Genomic DNA, 18,164 nt, shown 5'->3' with positions numbered 1-18,164 from the left:
GTTTCGAGGCGATTTCCTAATGAGTTGTATTGTACCTAGTGGCTTTTTCTCCACAATTCGGTGTTATTGGACCTCGAAGAACCGAAGATTGGCGTGAAAAGTGGTGATGCATAGAAATCACGCCGGAAGACTAGGTGATTTGGGTTTGAGGCGGCCTTGGATCCGATCAATCATTCGGCGGACGGCAAATGTCTCTGAGGTTCGGATTGGGACTGATGGGTTAACGTCCACAGTCACTGCGGTCGATCACATAGTTGGCGCAATACGCGAAGAATGCCGCCCCAATATCCGCCCCGGTCCAGCGAGCGGCACAATCGACTGGTGATATGTGCTTGTGGTACGGCAAAGCTGCGTCTTTTGATCGTCAAATATTGCTCTAGAGGAGAAGCAATATGTCTCTGTGGGTCCTGCGGCAGATATTGTCTCGCTTTATTCTTCTAGCCGTGCGCCGCTTTCTGGATCGAAGAAGTGCAAGTTTGATGGGTCAACGCCGAATCGCACAACTTCACCGGCCACGGCGTGATGAACGCCGGGCAAGCTCAACGTGAAGGCATCGTTTTTGCCGGTGATCCGGCCATGCAGCAAGGTATTAGCGCCCAATGGTTCACCCATTTGAATGGTGATTGACAACGGGCCGTCTGGATCCGCGATGACGTGTTCGGGCCGGATGCCGACCGTCACTTTGCCCGTGGTTTTCATACGCGCCGGAAGCTTCGCATCGCCAATGGTCAGTCGATCCGATGTGATTTCACCGTTCAACACATTCATGGATGGGCTACCGATAAATTGCGCGGCGAACAGGGTTTGCGGGCGTTCATAGACCTCGAGCGGGGTTCCGATCTGTTCGGCGCGCCCTGCATTCATGACGATCATGCGATCCGCCATCGTCATAGCTTCGACCTGATCATGCGTAACGTAAAGCGACGTGATGCCAAGGCGGTTTTGTAGATCGCGGATTTCCAGACGCATTTGAACGCGCAGTTTCGCGTCAAGGTTGGACAGCGGTTCGTCAAACAAGAACACCGCAGGTTCACGCACAATCGCGCGGCCCATTGCGACCCGTTGGCGTTGCCCGCCTGACAGATCACGGGGGCGGCGGTCGAGGTAGTCTTCCAGTTGCAGCAGCTTGGCGGCCGCATCTACCTTTGTGTCGATCTCGGACTTGGGAAGCTTGGCGATTTTTAGCCCGTAACCCATGTTTTCACGTACCGACATATGCGGATAAAGCGCGTAGTTTTGAAACACCATGGCGATGTTCCGGTCCATAGGTTCGAGTTCGTTAACGCGCATATCGTTGATGCTGATCTCGCCCTCAGACACGGATTCAAGCCCCGCAACCATGCGCAGCAATGTGGATTTTCCGCAGCCCGATGGACCGACGATAACAATGAACTCGCCGTCCTCGATAGCCGTACTGACGCCGTGAATGACCTGTGTGCTGCCAAAACGTTTCTTAATATCGGTGAGCGTTACAGTTGCCATGATTGCCTACTTTTCACTGTCCACGAGACCGCGGATAAACAGTTTTTGCATTGAGATGACGACGATGATCGGGGGGATCATAGCCAAAATTGAAGTAGCCATGATGACAGGCCAATTTGCGGTGTCGTCGCCTGACGGAAACATTTGTTTGATGCCCATCACAATGGTGTTCATCGAAGGGTCTGTGGTGATGAGAAGCGGCCAGAGGTATTGGTTCCAGCCGTAGATAAACAAAATCACAAAGAGGGCGGCGATGTTTGTTCGGCTCATCGGGAATAAGATGTCCCAGAAGAAGCGCATGGGACTGGCGCCATCCACGCGTGCGGCCTCGGCTAACTCATCTGGGATCGTCAGATAGAACTGGCGGAACAGGAATGTCGCGGTGGCCGATGCGATCAGCGGCAGGATCAACCCGCCGTAACTGTTGAGCATTCCAAACCCTGCGACGACTTCATACGTGGGGACAATGCGCACTTCGACAGGCAGCATGAGGGTCAGGAAAATCATCCAAAAGAAGATCATTTTGCCTGGAAATCTGAAATAGACGATGGCGAAGGCGGACAGCAACGAGATAACGATCTTACCAATCGCAATCCCCATGGCCATGATCAGGCTGTTAAACAGCATGGTCGCGACGGGCACATTGACGCCTGAAAAAAGCGCCTCGCGGTAGTTGTTCCAAAACTGATCACCGGGCAGCAGCGGCATCGGCGGTTGCACGATTTCAGGTTGCGTCACCGTGGATGCCACAAAGGCGAGCCAGATCGGAAAGAACACGATCAAAACTCCAGTGATCATGATGATATGGGACAACCAAAGGCCTGCGCCGCGCTTTTCGACCATACCGGGGGGCGGATCGTTCGGGCTTGGATTAACGGTGGCGGTCAATAGTGCACCCTCCGCTCGATGAATTTGAACTGGAAGATAGTGAGCGCCCCAACGACGACCAGCAAGATCACCGATTGCGCGGCTGATGAGCCGAGGTCTTGGCCGACGAAACCGTCCGAGAACACCTTATATACAAGGATTGTGGTGGATTGTTGCGGCCCGCCGCTGGTGATCGTGTGGATCACGCCGAAGGTTTCAAAGAATGCATAGACGATGTTCACGACAAGCAAGAAGAACGTGGTGGGCGACAAAAGCGGCAGCACGATCGTCCAGAACCGTTTCCAGAATCGTGCGCCGTCGATGGCCGCTGCTTCGATGACCGATTTCGGAATCGCTTGCAGGGCGGCAAAGAAGAACAAGAAGTTATAGCTGATGCGCCCCCAAGCCGAGGCCACGACAACAAGGCCCATGGCCTCACCACCGTTCAGAACATGGTTCCAGTCATAGCCCAGCTGACCGAGGTACCAAGACACCACGCCGACGCGGGTGTTGAACATGAACAGCCAGAGCACGCCCGCGATGGCGGGAGCGACGGCGTAAGGCCAGATCAACATAGTGCGGTAAACACCCGCCCCTTTGATCAAACGGTCCGCAACCACAGCAAGGAAGAGCGCGGGGATCATGGAACATAGGGTGACAAGAGTTGAAAAGATCGCCGTCGTCAAAAATGAGGTGCGGTAATATGGATCTGACAGCAGGTATTCGAAATTACCTGCGCCGACGTATTGCATCGACAGGCCGAACGGGTCGGGGATAAACAGGGATTGCCAAATGGCTTGTCCTGCTGGGTAGAAAAAGAAGATCGCGGACACGAGGACTTGCGGCGCGATCAGGCACAGCGGCAAGATCCAGCCTTTGAACGTAACCCGTTTTTCCATGCACGCGGCCCCCAGATGGAAACGGGCAGCCAATATTGGCCGCCCGTTTCTTTGTTGTTTTAGTTCGCAGCTTCGAAGCGGCGCAGAAGAGCATCGCCACGTTGGACCGCACTATCAAGGGCGGTTTGCGCGTCTTTGTCGCCCGACCAGACGGCCTCAAGTTCTTCGTCGATGATGCCACGGATCTGATCAAAGGACCCAAGACGCAGGCCCTTGGAGTTCGCAGTCGGATCATTGGCGGTCATTTGGATGACGGAAACATCCGTGCCAGGGTTTGCATCATAAAACCCTGCGGTGCGTGTCGCGTCGGACGCGGCATTGGTGATCGGAAGATATCCTGTGTCCTGATGCCATTTCGCCTGTACGTCCGTAGAGGACAGATACGCAAGGAACTGAGCAGCGCCTTCGTACTCAGCGTCCTCGTGACCTTCCATTACCCACAAAGATGCACCACCGATGATGGTGTTTTGCGGGGAATTTCCGACGCCATCCCAATAAGGAAGCGGGCGCACATCAAAGGCAAATTCAGCCTCGGACGAGATACCTGCATAGCCCGCAGAGCTTTCGGTGAACAACGCGCATTCGCCTGCGCGGAAATTTGCACCACCTTCATTGCGGCGGCCGGCGTAGAAAAATTTGCCATCGGCAGCCCATTCACCCATAGCAGAAATATGTGCGACTTGGGCGGGACCGTTGAACGCGAGCGCTGTGTCCGTGCCAGCAAAACCGTTATCTTGTGTGGCGAACGGCACGTCGTGGTAAGCGCTGAAGTTTTCAAGGTGAATCCAGCTTTGCCATGCAGTTGTCAGCGGGCAGGTACTGCCGCCGTCCTGCAGTGCTGTCAGCGTTTCATCGACGTTCTGCCAGGTAGACAAGTCGGTGTCAGGGTCAACGCCAGCAGCCTCAAATGCATCACGGTTCACCCACAATACGGGCGTGGACGCGTTGAAAGGCAACGACAGCATTTCTCCTTCGGTGGTTGTGTAGTAGCCGTTGACCGCACCAATGTAAGCATCAGGATCAAAGTCTGCGCCAGATGCTTCCATGACTTCGGTGACAGAACGCACAGCGCCCCCAGCAGACATCATCGTGGCCGTGCCTACTTCAAACACCATCAAGATTTGAGGCTGCTCGCCTGCGCGGAAAGCGGCAATGCCTGCGTTCAACGTTTCGGAATAGTTACCCTTGTGGGATGCGACGACGGTGAAATTGTTTTGGCTCGCGTTGAAGTCTTCGACTTGTGCCGCGACCAGTTCACCAAGGCGGCCCGTGAAGGCATGCCAGAATTGGACTTCGGTTTCTGCATAGGCCGCAAACGGCGAAAGCAACGTTGATCCGGCGACCAAAGCGCCAGTTGTCAGGTTTTTCATGTTTTCCTCCCAGGAATCGCGGCCGTCCTGTTCGCAGCCACAGAATTTCAACACGGTATCCGAGTGTTCGCATAATTCAAGGCTATTTCCTTGCTGGGATTCATAACATAACATTATGACTTTACTGGACATTGGACCCCTGCCATGACGAAACGACCAAGATTGCGACAACTCGAGGCCCTTAAATCTGTCGTTGATCACGGCAGTATGACACGCGCTGCACAAAGCTTAAAAATCTCACAGCCTGCGGTCAGCCGTTTGCTGGCGGATCTATCGGACGAGCTTGGTTTTGCACTGCTCAGCCGCAAAGATGGCCGCTTGGTGCCCACCCAAGAAGCAGGTTACATCCTGCCTGACATCGCGCGGGTTCTGGGCGTGCTGAAGAACATCACGGAGACCAGCCAGAACGTGCACGACAAGACTTCGGGGCATCTCAGTATCACTTGCCTTCCCGGCTTTGCCACAAGCCACATGCCCGCTGTCGTCACCAATTTCCTAAAGACGCGACCGGACGTAACAATCACCCTTGAACCAGACCGGCCAGAACGGATTCTAGAATGGATTGTCGGCGAGCAGTATGATTGCGGCATAACAGACGGGTTTGACGGTCACCCCGCAATCGAAAGCACCATGCTGAGTGTTCGGACCGTTTGCATCTTTCCCAAAGGCCACAGGTTTACGGACCTTGAACAGGTTGATGCACGACAATTAAACGAGGAGCGTTTTGTCCACACGCGCCGGGACAGCAGTTTTTACCGGGCGCTGAATGATGTCTTCCGACAAGCATCAGTTCGCCCAACCCATGTTGTTGAAACGCGGCAATTTACGGCTGCATGTGAACTGGTCGCGCAGGGCGTTGGTGTGTCCGTAGTCAGCGAACTTGATGCGCGAACATATGAAGATCGGCTCGATTTTCGGCCTTTTGTGCCAAGCGTGCCACATAAAATCTGCCTTGTGAGGCCGATCCACAAACGCCCATCGAAAATCACTCTAGATTTCATGGAGGACTTCAAGGCGAGCTTGAGCACGTTTGAAGTTTGAATACGTTGAATGCTGAAAATTTGAGGCAAAAGAAAATCATGATATTGGCGGCCTTGCGCGAGGGTAAAGTTAAATAGAGATATGAGAGCTCATCCAGCGACAGATTTTGTGGCGGCAGCAAACGTCAGGAATGATCCGCGAAGCGGCAATTCAGGTGACCGCGAGGAATGGTCGCTTTGTCCGCACGGCAGACCATTGCTGCGCGTTGCATCAAGGCCCGCTTTGCGGGACAGGTCCAGTTGGATGTTTTTAGGACCAAGAGTTCGCGCAATGGCCACATCCGCTGCTGCACGACTTGGCGGCGAATAATCACTATCCGGGCGCTCAGTTCGAGGTTCGCTCGCCTCAAATCAACGACCATTGTTCCAATAGCAGTCGTTCGGTCATCCAGTAGCACCGGTCACAATGAGCTCGCTGCCGCCATTAGCTCGGCCGCAGCATTTTCGATCACGGTCGCGCAATCATCGACACGCCCGGCCCTTTCCGGACGCTGTCGGTGATAATCGACGCTGCGGTGCAGCTTCCCTGAAGCGGGCTTCGGAGCGGGTACGCAGCATCCTGACTTGCTCGAGGTCTACCTGGCAGGCCAAGTAGCCATTTGCACGGCGAGTGCCGATGTCTGCTTTGGATAAAAAACGAAAAGGCCGCCTGCACGTTTCTACTCGTACCAACAGGGCTTGCCAATTTGAACATTAGTTGCAGGTCAGCAGGCAGGATCATGCGAGACAGATACGTACATCCTGCAATTTTATTGCTAGTTCTTTTCCTTAGCCCCCGAACCGCTTCCAGACTTCCAGCCCTTTTTCATCAAGGCGCTCGGGAGAACAGAACACCGAAAGCGTCATCTGTGCTTCGAGTTCGGGTGGTCCTACTTGTTCAAGGGTTCCGGCTGCCAATTCGGTTTGAACAGAAGAGTATGGAAGCCAACCAATGCCACTGCCGCTGAGGACCCGCCTTTTTATGGCTTCGACAAGTGCATCGACATAGCGCACGTTAAGATGCACCAGTTGATTGCCAATCGTTTGCTCAACAACCGTGCCCAAAAATGACGTCCGCTCATAGGCAAGATAGGGGGCGGGCTTTTGTGCTGTTCCCGGCAGTACCCAGCCTTTTGACGCAATCGCTTCTCTCAGCGCAAACGGTCCCAATTTCTCGACCCCAAGATCAATTCGTGAAAACTGATCTTCGTCCAGAATCAAGGGCACATCTGGGTGGCGATAACAAATCAGGAAATCGCAACCTCCCTCGGCCAGAAGTTGACAACATGTGCTAAGGTTGTCGGAAATGACCCGTGCTTTTAGATCATCAATTTCAGCTTCCAGTTCTTCCAGCCGCACGGATAAATAATTCACTGAAATTGTGTGCAGGACGGCAAAGCGTTGGAAAGACTTATCGCCTTGATCCTGCTCTCTTATGGCTTGGCGGGCATCGATCAAATCAGCGATGGTTGCCTTGGCTACCGGCAAAAACTGCTTTCCGGCAGGCGATAATTGAACCGGATAGGTTGCCCTATCAATTAGCGCTATTCCCAACCAGTTTTCGAGCGATTTTACCCGGCGGCTGAACGCCGGCTGTGTGATGTTGCGCTCTTCTGCGGCCCGCGTAAAGCTTAGCGTGCGTTCAAGACAGATAAAATCTCTCAGCCAGTTCAGATCCATTTCGCCACCCTTCTATCTGAACTTACAAGATAATATTCGTTATGCAAATTCGGAATAAAATGATGAGATAATAGAATTGGCACAGCAAGGCTGCTCGCGTCTAGGCTTCAAGGGTAAGCCTGACGTGACGTCAGGTTTCTATTGGAGACGCACCACATGCAACTCGCCGAGGCCCGCCCGACCTATGTGCGCGAAGGCAAAGGTTTTCCCTTGGTGTTTTTGCACGGCTATCTTGGTGGTGCTGCACTGTGGGAACAACAGGTGGCGGCGTTTAGCCGGAACTTTGACGTCATCGTACCAGAGCTTTCTGGATACGGCGGGAATGCGGATCAACCGCCTTTGGACAGCATTGCTGGTTATGCACGCCAGGTGCTGGATTTTCTGAATGATTTGGGTGTCGATAATTTTCATCTTGTTGGCCATTCAATGGGCGGCATGATTGCACAGCAGATGGCGGCAATCGCGCCGCGTCGCATTAATAGGCTTGTGTGTTACGGCACTGGACCACGCGGCGCCATGCCTGACCGCTTTGAGACGATTGAAACGTCACGCATCCGCACACGCAATGATGGCACCACCGCCACGGCACGCAGGATTGCGGCAACGTGGTTTGACGATGGTGAAAGGGCTGCGGGATACAACACCTGCGTGGCCCTAAGCGAAAACGTCAGCCTTGCAACCGCATTGTCCGGCCTGTCGGCTATGGAAACGTGGGATGGGCGCGACGCTCTTGAAAACATCACCAATCCGACCCTCGTAATTTGGGGGGATCGTGACCGGTCTTATGGCTGGTCACAGCCAGAAGCCCTGTGGTCAGGAATCAAATACAGCAGCTTGGCGGTCCTGCCGGGCTGCGGTCACAACGCGCACATGGAACAACCGGAAATTTTCAATGCTATCGTAGAGAAGTTTCTGCCGGAAACCGTCTGAACAACAGATTGCGCCAGCCGGCGGCGCCCAAACCAACAGTGGAGAGACCAATGAAAAAGTTACTACTTTCAACAGCCCTTCTGGCCGGAATGGCAACTGCATCTGCCGCAGAGGAAGTCAAGATCGGCGCACCTGCGTGGACCGGGGCGCAGGCAATTGCGCACCTGATCGCTGAAATCGTCGAGACCCGCATGGGTGGCGAAGCAGAACTGGTGCCAGGCAACAACGCCAGCATCTTCCAGGCCATGGGCCAAGGACGCGGCGACATTGACGTGCACCCTGACGTTTGGCTGCCTAACCAGCAAAGCTTCACCGACCAATATGTCGTTGGGGAAGGCACTGTAGTTCTCTCGGAGAACTCCTATGAGGGTAAACAAAGCTTCTGCGTCAGCCGTCAGTTTTCCGAGGCTAACAATGTCACGTCAATCTTTGATCTGGCCCGGCCGGAGATTGCCGCGATGATGGACAGTGATGGCAACGGTCTTGGCGAGATCTGGATCGGGGCACCCGGTTGGGCGTCTGCAAACGTGAACGAAGTGAAGGTCCGCGACTATGGGCTGATGCCGTTTATGGAGCCGATCCGCGCAGATCAGGCTGTGATGACAGCAACCGTGGGTGACAGCATCCGAAAAGACATGGGTTATGCGTTCTACTGCTACTCACCTCATGCGATCTGGTTCCAGCACGACATCGTACGCCTGTCAGAGCCAGCGTTTGACCCAGCGCAGTATATTGCGATCCAGCCGTCCGACGATCCCGACTGGTTCGAAAACTCGACCGTCATGACAGAAGATGCGTTGAAGGAAGTGCAAATCGCATATTCCAGCGCGTTGCCTGAACGCTCTCCGGCGATTGCCGATCTTTTGGCGAACATCGCATTGGACGGTGAAACGGTGTCGGATTTTGCGTTCCAGATTGAAGGCGGAAAAGACCCCGCGGATGTTGCGCGCGATTGGGTTGCGGCCAATTCAGAGCGCGTCGACAGCTGGCTCGGCCTTTAATCCAACTATGACATTGGCATCGCGCATCAGCGCGATGCCTCCACCTATCATAGGAACTTGAAGATGTCAGAAGACTACGCCATCGAACTGTCGAACGTTTGGAAGATCTTTGGTCACCGCGCAGCCGAGGCGATGGCGGATGTAAAGGCCAACGGCATCTCCAAGAAACAGGTTCTTGAAAAACACAACTGCGTGGTCGGCGTGGCTGACGCGACCATGAACATCAAACCGGGCGAGATTTTCTGTGTTATGGGCCTATCGGGGTCCGGCAAATCAACGCTGGTGCGCCACATCAATCGTTTGCTAGAGCCGACATCCGGCACCATCACCGTAAACGGAAATGATATCATGGCGATGCCGCCTGATGAACTGCGCCGCTACCGCAATGAACACATCGCCATGGTGTTCCAGAATTTCGCGCTGATGCCGCACCGATCCGTGCTTGATAACGTCGCGCTGCCGCTTGAAATTCGCGGCATATCCAAAAACCAACGTATGGAAGTGGCCGAACGGACCATCGAAATGGTCGATCTGACAGGCTGGGGTAACAAGTTCGCTCATGAACTTTCCGGTGGCATGCAACAGCGTGTCGGCCTGGCCCGTGCGCTGGCCGCTGACCCCGAAATCTTGCTAATGGATGAGCCGTTTTCGGCGCTTGACCCGTTGATCCGGCGGCAGTTGCAGGGTGAATTTATGGGCCTTGCAGCGAATATGAACAAGACGACCGTGTTCATCACCCACGATCTGGATGAGGCCGTGCGCATCGGCGATCGCATTGCGATCATGCGCGACGGCATGGTGATCCAGACAGGCACGCCCGAAGACATCGTGATGAATCCTGTGGATGAATACGTGTCGGACTTTGTTGCTGGCATTTCACGCCTGAAGGTGGTTCGGGCCCATGCTGTGATGCAGCCCCTTGCCGCGTTTGAAAGTGCCAATGGTGCGCTGGCAACCACCGCACAGGAATTCCCCGAGGACGCGCATCTGGGCGATCTTATCGGGGCAGCAATTACATCTGATCATCCTGCCGCAATTGTCAATTCCACCGGACAGCGCATCGGGGCCATCACCCGATCCGACCTGTTGCGCACGGTGATCGAAGGAACGGAGACATCTTGAGTCATGACCGATAAGACCAAAGACGAGCTCCTCACAGATTTTGTGACCACGAGCAGTGATTATTACCGCGATCAGTTCCAGAATATCGGGGCGAGCGCAAAATTTACATGGACCTTTAACGTGGTTGCCGCCTTGCTGGGGCCGATCTGGTTCGGCATGCGCGGCATCTGGAATTGGGCACTGTCCTTCGTCATTCTCGAAGCATTTGCCTATATCCAGATGGGGCGGGGGTTGTTCGGTGATCTTGGCTCCGCCGCGCGGGACAAGATCGCGCAGATCGAAGGTACACTGGCACTGCGGCGCGAACAGCTTGAGGCTGCAGTTGCAAACAATGCAGACAATGTCGATGTGTTCGAACGCACAATCACGTCCCTCGAAACGGCCATTTCTGATGTGCGCGTTGAAATTGCACAGCTAGAATCCGGCGCGATATGGGTCGCAATGACGGGCTTCGTGGCGTTGATCGTGGTGAAGGTTTGTGCAGGAGTTGTTGCAAACAGCGCATTGGAAAAACGCTATTCAGAGTGGCTGTCGAACGCGTCGATCAGTTCCGGCCTGAACCCGCTCCGGACGGCTGTGGCTGTGATCTTTCCGGTGCTCGTTATCATGACCTGCGTGATACATTATGCCTTCCCCGGTGCTGTCGGATGGCTCACTGATTTCCCCACCCGCCCCGAAATTCGTCTGGGTGCAATTGACCGTGTCGAGGCGTTCTTTGCAGCAATTATCGACTCAGGTGAGTGGTTCTTTCGGTTGATCACATTGGGCATTCGGTCCGTTCTTGACGCGCTGGAGGTTCTATTTGTGGATACCCCATGGCCGGTAATTGGCAGTTTCATTGTCTTGCTGACATGGCTCTCGGCGGGCAGTCGCGCTGCAATATTTGCCGCCGCATTTCTAGCCTACATGGGGTTCCTCGGCTTTTGGGAGAAAGCCATGACAACCCTGGCGCTTTTGGGCACAGCGGCGTGTATATCAATCGCGATTGGCATTCCTGTCGGCCTGTTCTGCGCCCGTCGTCCACGGTTCTATGCGGTCGTGCGTCCTATCATGGACTTCATGCAAACCATGCCCGCATTCGTGTTCATGATCCCGGTGATTGCATTCTTTGGAACAGGTAAACCAGCGGCCGTGGTCACCACAATGATTTTTGGCGGCACACCTGTGGTGCGCCTGACAGTGCTTGGCCTGCGCGGCGTCCCTGACACCATCCGCGAGGCAGCCATCGCGTATGGCGCGACCAAGTGGTTCCTATTGACCAAGGTTGATTTGCCGCTCGCGGCGCCGTCAATTCTGGCGGGCGTGAACCAAACGATCATGCTGAGCCTTGCAATGGTTGTCGTGGCTTCACTGATCGGTGCAAAGGGATTGGGCGAGGATGTTCTGGAAGCCTTGCAATATGCCTCAGTTGGACAAGGTATCCTGGCAGGCTTTGCGATCTTGTTCTGCGCGATGATCTTGGACCGTATTGTGCAAGGAAAACGAGAGTAAGGGTTATTGCCCCAAGGCTAAGGCGTGACCTGAAAGTGCCGCGCAAGGTTACGCCATATCAGATCGCTGTGTTCAGTTTCGCCTCCGCGCAGGCGGACCATGTTGATGTCTAAAATCTGGGCGGGCAGGGTATCATCAAGACGTATCAGATCACCTTGAGCAAGAGGCCTTGCGACAAGCGATGATGGCAGCCAAGCAATTCCGATCTCGTTCAAAGTCAGCTCCAACATGGCAAAGGTCAGGGCGGTTTCGGCGACTGTCACCATCGTTCTATCCTGTGCCAACCGCGGACTGAGCATGCGGGTAAAGACTTGCCCCAGAAACACATCTGATGGATAGGCGATAACGGGAATGGCTTCGTCCGTGACCCGCGCGAGAAGGCCTGGGGCGCAGACCGGCACAATTATATCTTCATCAATGTTCAAAGTTTCAAACGCTGTGCTGGTGCCCATTGGCGCACCATTTGGAAGCGCATACATGATTGCAAGGTCAACCTCCTTGGATAACAGCATCATCAGACATTCGTCCTGATTGCCCGACCGCACCCGCGCTGTTGTCTCACCATTGCGTGTTGCTGCGTGAACGACCTGAGGTGATATGGTCGTAGTAAGCGCGTGCTGGCACACGAAGGTCAGCGGTTTACCCAGCCCCTTGTTTGCGGTTCGGAGGGTCTGGCGAAGGTTGTGCAATCGCGAGCTAAGTTCGCGTAACTCCGGCTCCAGTGATTGGACACCGGGCATAAGCGATACAGGTTTCCGACGGCGATCAATTAACGTTGTGCCCAAGCTGTCTTCGATCGTGCGGACCCTGCGTGTGAACGCCGATTGAGTGAGTGCGCGCTTTTGCGCTGCCTGCGCGAGCGACCCGCAATCTAGAACCGCCAGAATATCATCGATCCACTCAACCCGCATGAAACCTCTGTCCGCTGTATGGTGTAACTTGCATTATCTGCATTTTATGCCGCGAAATTCGCATTATCAACGGCGCAACTTCCAATATAAGTTGAGATAAACACATATAGGAGAATAATAATGCACCTTGCCCGATTTCCACGCGTTCATCTGGCCCATCTTTCCACACCACTTGAGCACATGAAGAGATTGTCAAAAGAACTTGGGGTGGAGTTGTGGATCAAACGCGACGACTGCACCGGCATGTCGACGGGCGGAAACAAGACCCGCAAGCTTGAGTTCTTGATGGCCGAAGCCATCGAACAAGGCGCGGACATGGTCATGACGCAGGGTGCAACCCAGACCAACCACGGCCGTCAAACGGCTGCATTTGCTGCCAAGTTGGGCCTCAAGTGCCATATCTTGCTGGAAGATCGTACTGGCTATCAAGATGGCAACTACAACGCCAACGGTAACGTGCTGCTTGATCACCTTCATGGCGCCACAACCGAGAAATTTCCAGCCGGTCACGACATGGTCGGCGAAATGGAGAAAGCTGCCGACAAGATGCGCGCCAAGGGCCATACCGTCTATGTCATCCCCGGTGGTGGATCGAATTCAACCGGTGCGCTTGGCTACGTGAACGCAGCGTTCGAACTGGTCGCACAAGCCAATGACATGGGTCTGAAAATCGACCGGCTGACGCACGCAACTGGCTCGTCGGGCACGCAGGCAGGATTGGTTACGGGCATGTGCGCGATGAATGCACAGATCCCGGTTCTGGGCATAGGCACCCGCGCACCACAGCCCAAACAAGAGCAAATGGTCTATGACCTTGCATGCAAAACCGCTGAGCTGCTTGGCTGCCCTGGAATCGTCAAGCGTGAGGATGTGATGGCGAACACCGATTATGTCGGCGATGGCTACGGTATCCCAACAGAAAGCGGTATCGAGGCGATCCGTATGTTTGCTGAACTGGAAGGCATTTTGCTTGATCCTTGTTACTCGGCCAAAGGTGCGGCAGGCCTGATTGATCTGGCGCGCAAAGGTGAATTCAAGGACGAACGCGTTGTGTTCTTGCACACGGGCGGGGCCGCTGCCTTGGGCGGCTACGACTTTGCCTTCGATCATGCGTCCCGCTGGGTGAACGTTTAAGACATGCCCGGGCCCCATCCGATAGGTATACTTGGCGGGATGGGGCCCGCAGCAACAATACTATTGCAATCCAAAGTCATGGATGCCGTCCCCGCGCGTCACGACAGCGATCATGTTCCGCTGCTGATTGACATGAATCCGCAGGTCCCGTCGCGCATCGCGCATTTGATCGACGGCGCTGGCGAAAACCCTGGCCCGACGCTGGCAGCAATGGCTGTCAGGTTGCAACAACTGGGCTGTGCCGCATTGGCAATGCCGTGTAACACGGCACATCACTATGCAGATGCGATTGCCGGTGCTGTTGATATCCCATTTCTGAACATGATTGATCTGGCCGCAAATCATGCCCTGCGCACTATCGGCAAGGGCGGACGCATTGGCATGCTGGCCTCTCCGGCTGTGCAGAAGATCGAGCTATTTGAGCGTGCATTTGGCGCAAAGGGTCTATCGGTGCATTGGCCCAACCGCGATGACGCCATGCTTACTGCAATTAGATCAATAAAGTCAGAAGGACCGACAGCGCGAGCGCGCGGCGCGCTACTAGAGGCCTCGACCGTACTTGAGGCGGCCGGAATGGACCTACAGTTCATTGCCTGTTCTGAGTTTTCGCTGATTGCAGACAACGTCGCCCCGCTTGCGAATGTCGTGGATACTGTCGATCTATTGGCGCAGGAAATTGCCGGCTTTTTCACGATCAAATAGTGCGAAAACCTCGAAATCGGACGTTCGCTGCGTTCTGCATGAGCTGGACAAGAGCGGAGGGAGCAGACCTTGATAATCATGGGATCAATGCTTGCTTGTCCTTGGAACTAGATCGGCAATTTCCCTGTCATGGCTTCCAAGACACCATCGCGGCGGATAACTTTGTGCCAAAGAGCGCCCGTAATGTGGGTCAAGATCAGGGCAGGCAGGAGTGTCAGCGCCGCTTCATGGATAAAGATCATCGCGTTGACAAAAAAGTCGCCAAGCACTGGAGACGCATAGGCGTATGCGATGGCAAGGCCTGTCCCCACAATTGTAAAGACTGACCCATAGAGGCCGTAGTGCACCGTGCGCGATGCAACGTGTTCCCAAGCGGGGGCCTTATGTGGCAACCGCGTCGCGCCGCCGATTTTCTGCGTCCAAAACAGGCGGAATGCAAAAAGCAGGCCTAAGGATGATGCGAAGATAACTTCGAACCGAAAGAGAGCGGGATCGGCAAGTTGGTTCACATTATCAAGACCCTTGTAATAGCCGTAAGCGATCATCAGGATCGAAACCCAATGGATACTGCGCGTGACAAATCCGTGGGGCTTAACGGGGGATTGTGCGGAAATTGTCATCGGGATTACCTTTCACTCAATATCAATTAAGAGGCGGCTTCTGCGTCAGTCTGCGCAGGCATCACAGGTGTGACAAAAAACGATGCGATCATGGCGGCGCCCACGGCGATTAGGCCAAACAGCGCGATCGTGCCCACAAAGGCGAAGCCGAGGCCGACCATGAAAATAGCCGTGGCGAACAGGGCTGCGTTGGACACTGCGTTTTTGAGTTTTGCGATCAAGGTGGTCATTTGGGTCTCTCCAGTTTCATCTTTTGTTTCGATGATTGAGAGATAAGGAGCCGGTTTTACCCCCGTCTGACCGCAACCTTACATTTCTGTAAACTGGATTGAGACTTTGAGCCCATTGGGTTCATTCACCGCCATATTGAGCCGCGCACTGTGGCGGTCGGCCACGGCCCGAACAAGCGCCAGACCAAGGCCCGACCCTTGAGCGCTGCGCGCACTATCAAGGCGCACCATGGGTTTGATGATTTCTGCAAATTGAGCGGGGTCAACGCCAGCACCGTTGTCAGCCACGCCCAGACTGTTGCCATCGACGAACACGGTAATCTCGCTGCCGCCGTGGACCAGCGCATTCTGGATCAGGTTGGCCATCGCCTGCACCAACATGGCGCGGTCGGCTTGCACTGTCGCCGTCGCATGGGCTTTCAAGTATAACGTTTTTCCTGCGTCTTCGACCACTGGCCCAAAGGTTTCAACCAATTCACCTGCTAAAGCGTCCAATGCCACGGGTTCAAATCCAACGCGACCCTGTCCGGCCTCGATCCGCGCCACTCGCATGATGGTATCGAAGACACCCGATAGGTGGCTCGCCTCTTCCATAGCGGCACCGCGTTGATCACCTTCTGGCAGCATTTCAAGCTGCGCACGCAGACGCGCCAAAGGTGTGCGCAGATCATGGGCAATGCTCGCGCTCAGATGCTGGGTCTGGCTAACAAGGCGCTCTAGCTCCGCTGCCGTCTGATCCAGGTTTTGGGACATGTCATCAAGGTCATCTCTCGATCGGGCCGTCCCTGTTCGGGCCGACAAATCCCCTGCCGCTAGATCGCCCAAAGTCACATTGATTCTTACCAATCGTCTCTGGGCGACTAGGCCGACCCATAGGCCGATCGCCAAGGTCAACATAATGACGATTACGGCCATGCCCCAAAGGATTCTTGCCAGCAATTCCAGCGCATCCGCACTGTCTTCAATCGGAACAGCAATCATGACGGGCTGACCGACACTGTCTTGGGTCACCAACACACGCCACAAATCTGCGCCCATCAGATCGTCGCGCAGCTCGATGTTGCCGCCTCCGCGTGAAACGGTACGACGGAAAAGCTCTGGCAACCCGTTCAATTCGCCAAGCGGACGCAAGATCATGGCAGCACTGTCACCGCGTACCTGATCCACGACACTGCCTTGCGCAAGAACGGTCAGGGTCTCGTCCACCCGTCGTTCAATCGCTCTTTGGCCAAGCGTTAACGCTGCCAAGATCGCCAAAAGAAAACCTAATGCAAATATCCCCGACAGCACCGCCGCCAATCGCAAAGTCGACGAGCGCCGCAACCACTTAAATCGTGTGAGCCACTTACCCACCAAAAACATAACCCTCCCCACGCCGCGTACGCAGCAGGGCTTCCTTGAAGGGCTTATCGATTTTGGCACGCAGTCGACTGATGTGGGTTTCAACGACGCTGGTTGTGGGATCAAAACTCATGTCCCAGACCTGTTCCAGCAGCATCGTTCTTGTCACCAGACGGCCGGGTCTGCGCATCAGATATTCAAGCAGCTTGATTTCCTTCGCCATCAAATCAATCGGCTGGCCACGCCTTTCGCAGCGCCGTGTTAACAGGTCTAGCGTCAAATCTGCATACCGCAGTGTCGTCTGCACGGCCGCTTCTGTATCAGTGCCCTCTCTTCTTCGACCCAATGCACCAACGCGGGCAGATAATTCGGCAAAGGCAAAAGGCTTGGTGAGGTAATCATCGCCTCCAGCTTCAAACCCTTCGACACGGGCGTCGATCTCACCCAGCGCCGTTAGGAACAATGCGGGCGTGCTGTTCTTAGAGGCGCGCAGTGATTTGAGGACGGCCAAACCGTCAAGTCCTGGAACCATGCGGTCAAGAATGAGCAGATCAAACTCCTGTCCCATCGCCGCCATCAATGCATCCTTGCCGTCATCAAAATGATCAACGACGTGGCCTTCTTCACGTAATCCCTTGGTGATCCATGGGCCTAATTGTTTGTCATCTTCCAAAAGCAGAATGCGCATGGTGACCCTTCGGTGGGTTGACCCAGAAATAGGCCGCCACAAAGGGCAGCCTAACTCGCTTATGCCGTCGACGAAAACAGTTTTCGTTTAGGCGTCTTCAGCGTCGTCATCGTCATGATCACCGCCACAGTCATTGTCGTCGCCTTCGGCTGCCACCTCAAGAATTTCACCAGTCTCAGCTGCGATGTAGACTTCCATTTCAGAACCGTCAGCGCCGAGGATTTCGACCTCAAAGACTTGCTGCCCGTCGTCCCGCTCCATCTCAACGTCTGTGACTTCGCCTGGCACTTCCATAAGGGCAATCTCGATCACCTGCTCTTCGGTCAGTCCTGTCGCATCAGCAACCGTCTGGGCAGAGACCATTCCAGCGATGCCGCCAGCCAAAACCAGCCCTGTCAGCGCACCACCTGCAATGAGTTTCGTTTTCATGTCGTATCTCCATTTTCATGTTGAGGAAGGCTGTTGCGCCGTCCGATGAAATAGAAATAGGGGGTCAACTTTGCAGAAGGTGCTCGCCAACCTTACAATTACGTAAGTTGGAGTAGCTGAGCGCCGATGGCGCGAAGGCCGATATTTTCCGCGTGGCAGAAAGTTACCTTTTTAGGCGCAAACCGGTTATCGGAAGCAGTTCAGTATTGAGCCAGAAGGCTCACGATTTGATCATTGAGGCCGGCCCA

At 54.7% G+C, this 18,164-nt stretch carries 18 protein-coding genes; 7 read left to right on the top strand and 11 right to left on the bottom strand.

The window, feature by feature from the left end:
* Window positions 1-429 precede the first annotated feature (429 nt).
* Genes ugpC through ugpB form a run of 4 tightly spaced genes read right to left on the bottom strand, consistent with a single transcriptional unit; the run spans window position 430 to window position 4,618 of the window.
* Window positions 430-1,482 (bottom strand): sn-glycerol-3-phosphate ABC transporter ATP-binding protein UgpC, encoded by a 1,053-nt coding sequence (gene ugpC / locus DHN10_RS06265; protein WP_108814361.1) that lies wholly within the window; start codon window positions 1,480-1,482, stop codon window positions 430-432.
* 6 nt (window positions 1,483-1,488) lie between these two features.
* A complete protein-coding gene (gene ugpE / locus DHN10_RS06260; protein ID WP_108814360.1) occupies window positions 1,489-2,325 on the bottom strand; it encodes a sn-glycerol-3-phosphate ABC transporter permease UgpE in 837 nt (278 codons plus the stop codon).
* Between the two features lie 41 nt (window positions 2,326-2,366).
* Entirely contained in the window at window positions 2,367-3,248 is an 882-nt protein-coding gene (gene ugpA / locus DHN10_RS06255) for a sn-glycerol-3-phosphate ABC transporter permease UgpA (RefSeq protein ID WP_108814359.1), read from the bottom strand.
* Between the two features lie 59 nt (window positions 3,249-3,307).
* Window positions 3,308-4,618, bottom strand: coding sequence for a sn-glycerol-3-phosphate ABC transporter substrate-binding protein UgpB (gene ugpB, locus DHN10_RS06250; protein ID WP_108814543.1), 1,311 nt, complete (start codon window positions 4,616-4,618; stop codon window positions 3,308-3,310).
* A 144-nt stretch (window positions 4,619-4,762) separates the two neighbouring features.
* On the opposite strand from ugpB, the gene DHN10_RS06245 reads away from it, so the two are divergent.
* The gene (locus DHN10_RS06245) at window positions 4,763-5,659 is read left to right on the top strand and encodes a LysR substrate-binding domain-containing protein (protein WP_108814358.1); all 897 of its coding nucleotides are present in this window, start codon (window positions 4,763-4,765) and stop codon (window positions 5,657-5,659) included.
* Window positions 5,660-6,426: 767 nt separating this feature from the next.
* Here DHN10_RS06245 and DHN10_RS06235 read toward each other — a convergent pair.
* Window positions 6,427-7,317 carry a LysR family transcriptional regulator gene (locus DHN10_RS06235; RefSeq protein WP_108814356.1) on the bottom strand — a complete coding sequence of 297 codons (891 nt, stop codon included), beginning with the start codon at window positions 7,315-7,317 and terminating at the stop codon, window positions 6,427-6,429.
* Window positions 7,318-7,473: 156 nt separating this feature from the next.
* Between DHN10_RS06235 and DHN10_RS06230 the strand changes: the two genes are divergently transcribed.
* From DHN10_RS06230 to DHN10_RS06215, 4 genes are all read left to right on the top strand, one after another.
* Window positions 7,474-8,247: an alpha/beta fold hydrolase gene (locus DHN10_RS06230; protein WP_108814355.1), complete on the top strand. Its 774-nt coding sequence runs from the start codon at window positions 7,474-7,476 to the stop codon at window positions 8,245-8,247.
* Between the two features lie 50 nt (window positions 8,248-8,297).
* Window positions 8,298-9,248 (top strand): ABC transporter substrate-binding protein, encoded by a 951-nt coding sequence (locus DHN10_RS06225; protein WP_108814354.1) that lies wholly within the window; start codon window positions 8,298-8,300, stop codon window positions 9,246-9,248.
* 63 nt (window positions 9,249-9,311) lie between these two features.
* Window positions 9,312-10,370, top strand: a complete 1,059-nt coding sequence (locus tag DHN10_RS06220; protein WP_108814353.1) for a quaternary amine ABC transporter ATP-binding protein — start codon at window positions 9,312-9,314, stop codon at window positions 10,368-10,370.
* Between the two features lie 3 nt (window positions 10,371-10,373).
* Entirely contained in the window at window positions 10,374-11,861 is a 1,488-nt protein-coding gene (locus DHN10_RS06215) for an ABC transporter permease (RefSeq protein WP_108814352.1), read from the top strand.
* A 17-nt stretch (window positions 11,862-11,878) separates the two neighbouring features.
* Here DHN10_RS06215 and DHN10_RS06210 read toward each other — a convergent pair whose 3' ends face one another.
* The gene (locus DHN10_RS06210) at window positions 11,879-12,772 is read right to left on the bottom strand and encodes a LysR family transcriptional regulator (protein ID WP_108814351.1); all 894 of its coding nucleotides are present in this window, start codon (window positions 12,770-12,772) and stop codon (window positions 11,879-11,881) included.
* 120 nt (window positions 12,773-12,892) lie between these two features.
* Here DHN10_RS06210 and DHN10_RS06205 point away from each other — a divergent pair, with 120 nt between their 5' ends.
* Window positions 12,893-13,906 carry a D-cysteine desulfhydrase gene (locus DHN10_RS06205; RefSeq protein ID WP_108814350.1) on the top strand — a complete coding sequence of 338 codons (1,014 nt, stop codon included), beginning with the start codon at window positions 12,893-12,895 and terminating at the stop codon, window positions 13,904-13,906.
* Between the two features lie 3 nt (window positions 13,907-13,909).
* Entirely contained in the window at window positions 13,910-14,608 is a 699-nt protein-coding gene (locus DHN10_RS06200; protein ID WP_108814349.1) for an aspartate/glutamate racemase family protein, read from the top strand.
* Window positions 14,609-14,715: 107 nt separating this feature from the next.
* Here DHN10_RS06200 and DHN10_RS06195 read toward each other — a convergent pair whose 3' ends face one another.
* The 5 genes from DHN10_RS06195 to DHN10_RS06175 form a co-directional block, all read right to left on the bottom strand.
* Window positions 14,716-15,228 (bottom strand): cytochrome b, encoded by a 513-nt coding sequence (locus DHN10_RS06195; protein ID WP_108814348.1) that lies wholly within the window; start codon window positions 15,226-15,228, stop codon window positions 14,716-14,718.
* Window positions 15,229-15,254: 26 nt separating this feature from the next.
* On the bottom strand, window positions 15,255-15,458 hold the full coding sequence (locus DHN10_RS06190; RefSeq protein WP_108814347.1) for a hypothetical protein: 204 nt from the start codon (window positions 15,456-15,458) through the stop codon (window positions 15,255-15,257).
* A gap of 78 nt (window positions 15,459-15,536) precedes the next feature.
* Window positions 15,537-16,706 carry a sensor histidine kinase gene (locus tag DHN10_RS06185; RefSeq protein ID WP_234417051.1) on the bottom strand — a complete coding sequence of 390 codons (1,170 nt, stop codon included), beginning with the start codon at window positions 16,704-16,706 and terminating at the stop codon, window positions 15,537-15,539.
* Between the two features lie 97 nt (window positions 16,707-16,803).
* The gene (locus DHN10_RS06180; RefSeq protein ID WP_108814345.1) at window positions 16,804-17,487 is read right to left on the bottom strand and encodes a winged helix-turn-helix domain-containing protein; all 684 of its coding nucleotides are present in this window, start codon (window positions 17,485-17,487) and stop codon (window positions 16,804-16,806) included.
* An 87-nt stretch (window positions 17,488-17,574) separates the two neighbouring features.
* Window positions 17,575-17,916, bottom strand: a complete 342-nt coding sequence (locus DHN10_RS06175; protein ID WP_108814344.1) for a PepSY domain-containing protein — start codon at window positions 17,914-17,916, stop codon at window positions 17,575-17,577.
* Window positions 17,917-18,164: the final 248 nt, after the last annotated feature.

The sequence above is a fragment of the Loktanella sp. Alg231-35 genome (assembly GCF_900143545.1).
GTDB lineage: Bacteria > Pseudomonadota > Alphaproteobacteria > Rhodobacterales > Rhodobacteraceae > Yoonia.
This window is presented reverse-complemented; position numbering and strand designations above follow the sequence as displayed.

What these genes read in the sequence shown, in the direction of transcription:
- ugpC (WP_108814361.1), bottom strand. Translation starts at nt 1,482, where the DNA reads ATGGCAACTGTAACGCTCACCGATATTAAGAAACGTTTTGGCAGCACA.
- ugpE (WP_108814360.1), bottom strand. Translation starts at nt 2,325, where the DNA reads ATGGTCGAAAAGCGCGGCGCAGGCCTTTGGTTGTCCCATATCATCATG.
- ugpA (WP_108814359.1), bottom strand. Translation starts at nt 3,248, where the DNA reads ATGGAAAAACGGGTTACGTTCAAAGGCTGGATCTTGCCGCTGTGCCTG.
- ugpB (WP_108814543.1), bottom strand. Translation starts at nt 4,618, where the DNA reads ATGAAAAACCTGACAACTGGCGCTTTGGTCGCCGGATCAACGTTGCTT.
- DHN10_RS06245 (WP_108814358.1), top strand. Translation starts at nt 4,763, where the DNA reads ATGACGAAACGACCAAGATTGCGACAACTCGAGGCCCTTAAATCTGTC.
- DHN10_RS06235 (WP_108814356.1), bottom strand. Translation starts at nt 7,317, where the DNA reads ATGGATCTGAACTGGCTGAGAGATTTTATCTGTCTTGAACGCACGCTA.
- DHN10_RS06230 (WP_108814355.1), top strand. Translation starts at nt 7,474, where the DNA reads ATGCAACTCGCCGAGGCCCGCCCGACCTATGTGCGCGAAGGCAAAGGT.
- DHN10_RS06225 (WP_108814354.1), top strand. Translation starts at nt 8,298, where the DNA reads ATGAAAAAGTTACTACTTTCAACAGCCCTTCTGGCCGGAATGGCAACT.
- DHN10_RS06220 (WP_108814353.1), top strand. Translation starts at nt 9,312, where the DNA reads ATGTCAGAAGACTACGCCATCGAACTGTCGAACGTTTGGAAGATCTTT.
- DHN10_RS06215 (WP_108814352.1), top strand. Translation starts at nt 10,374, where the DNA reads ATGACCGATAAGACCAAAGACGAGCTCCTCACAGATTTTGTGACCACG.
- DHN10_RS06210 (WP_108814351.1), bottom strand. Translation starts at nt 12,772, where the DNA reads ATGCGGGTTGAGTGGATCGATGATATTCTGGCGGTTCTAGATTGCGGG.
- DHN10_RS06205 (WP_108814350.1), top strand. Translation starts at nt 12,893, where the DNA reads ATGCACCTTGCCCGATTTCCACGCGTTCATCTGGCCCATCTTTCCACA.
- DHN10_RS06200 (WP_108814349.1), top strand. Translation starts at nt 13,910, where the DNA reads ATGCCCGGGCCCCATCCGATAGGTATACTTGGCGGGATGGGGCCCGCA.
- DHN10_RS06195 (WP_108814348.1), bottom strand. Translation starts at nt 15,228, where the DNA reads ATGACAATTTCCGCACAATCCCCCGTTAAGCCCCACGGATTTGTCACG.
- DHN10_RS06190 (WP_108814347.1), bottom strand. Translation starts at nt 15,458, where the DNA reads ATGACCACCTTGATCGCAAAACTCAAAAACGCAGTGTCCAACGCAGCC.
- DHN10_RS06180 (WP_108814345.1), bottom strand. Translation starts at nt 17,487, where the DNA reads ATGCGCATTCTGCTTTTGGAAGATGACAAACAATTAGGCCCATGGATC.
- DHN10_RS06175 (WP_108814344.1), bottom strand. Translation starts at nt 17,916, where the DNA reads ATGAAAACGAAACTCATTGCAGGTGGTGCGCTGACAGGGCTGGTTTTG.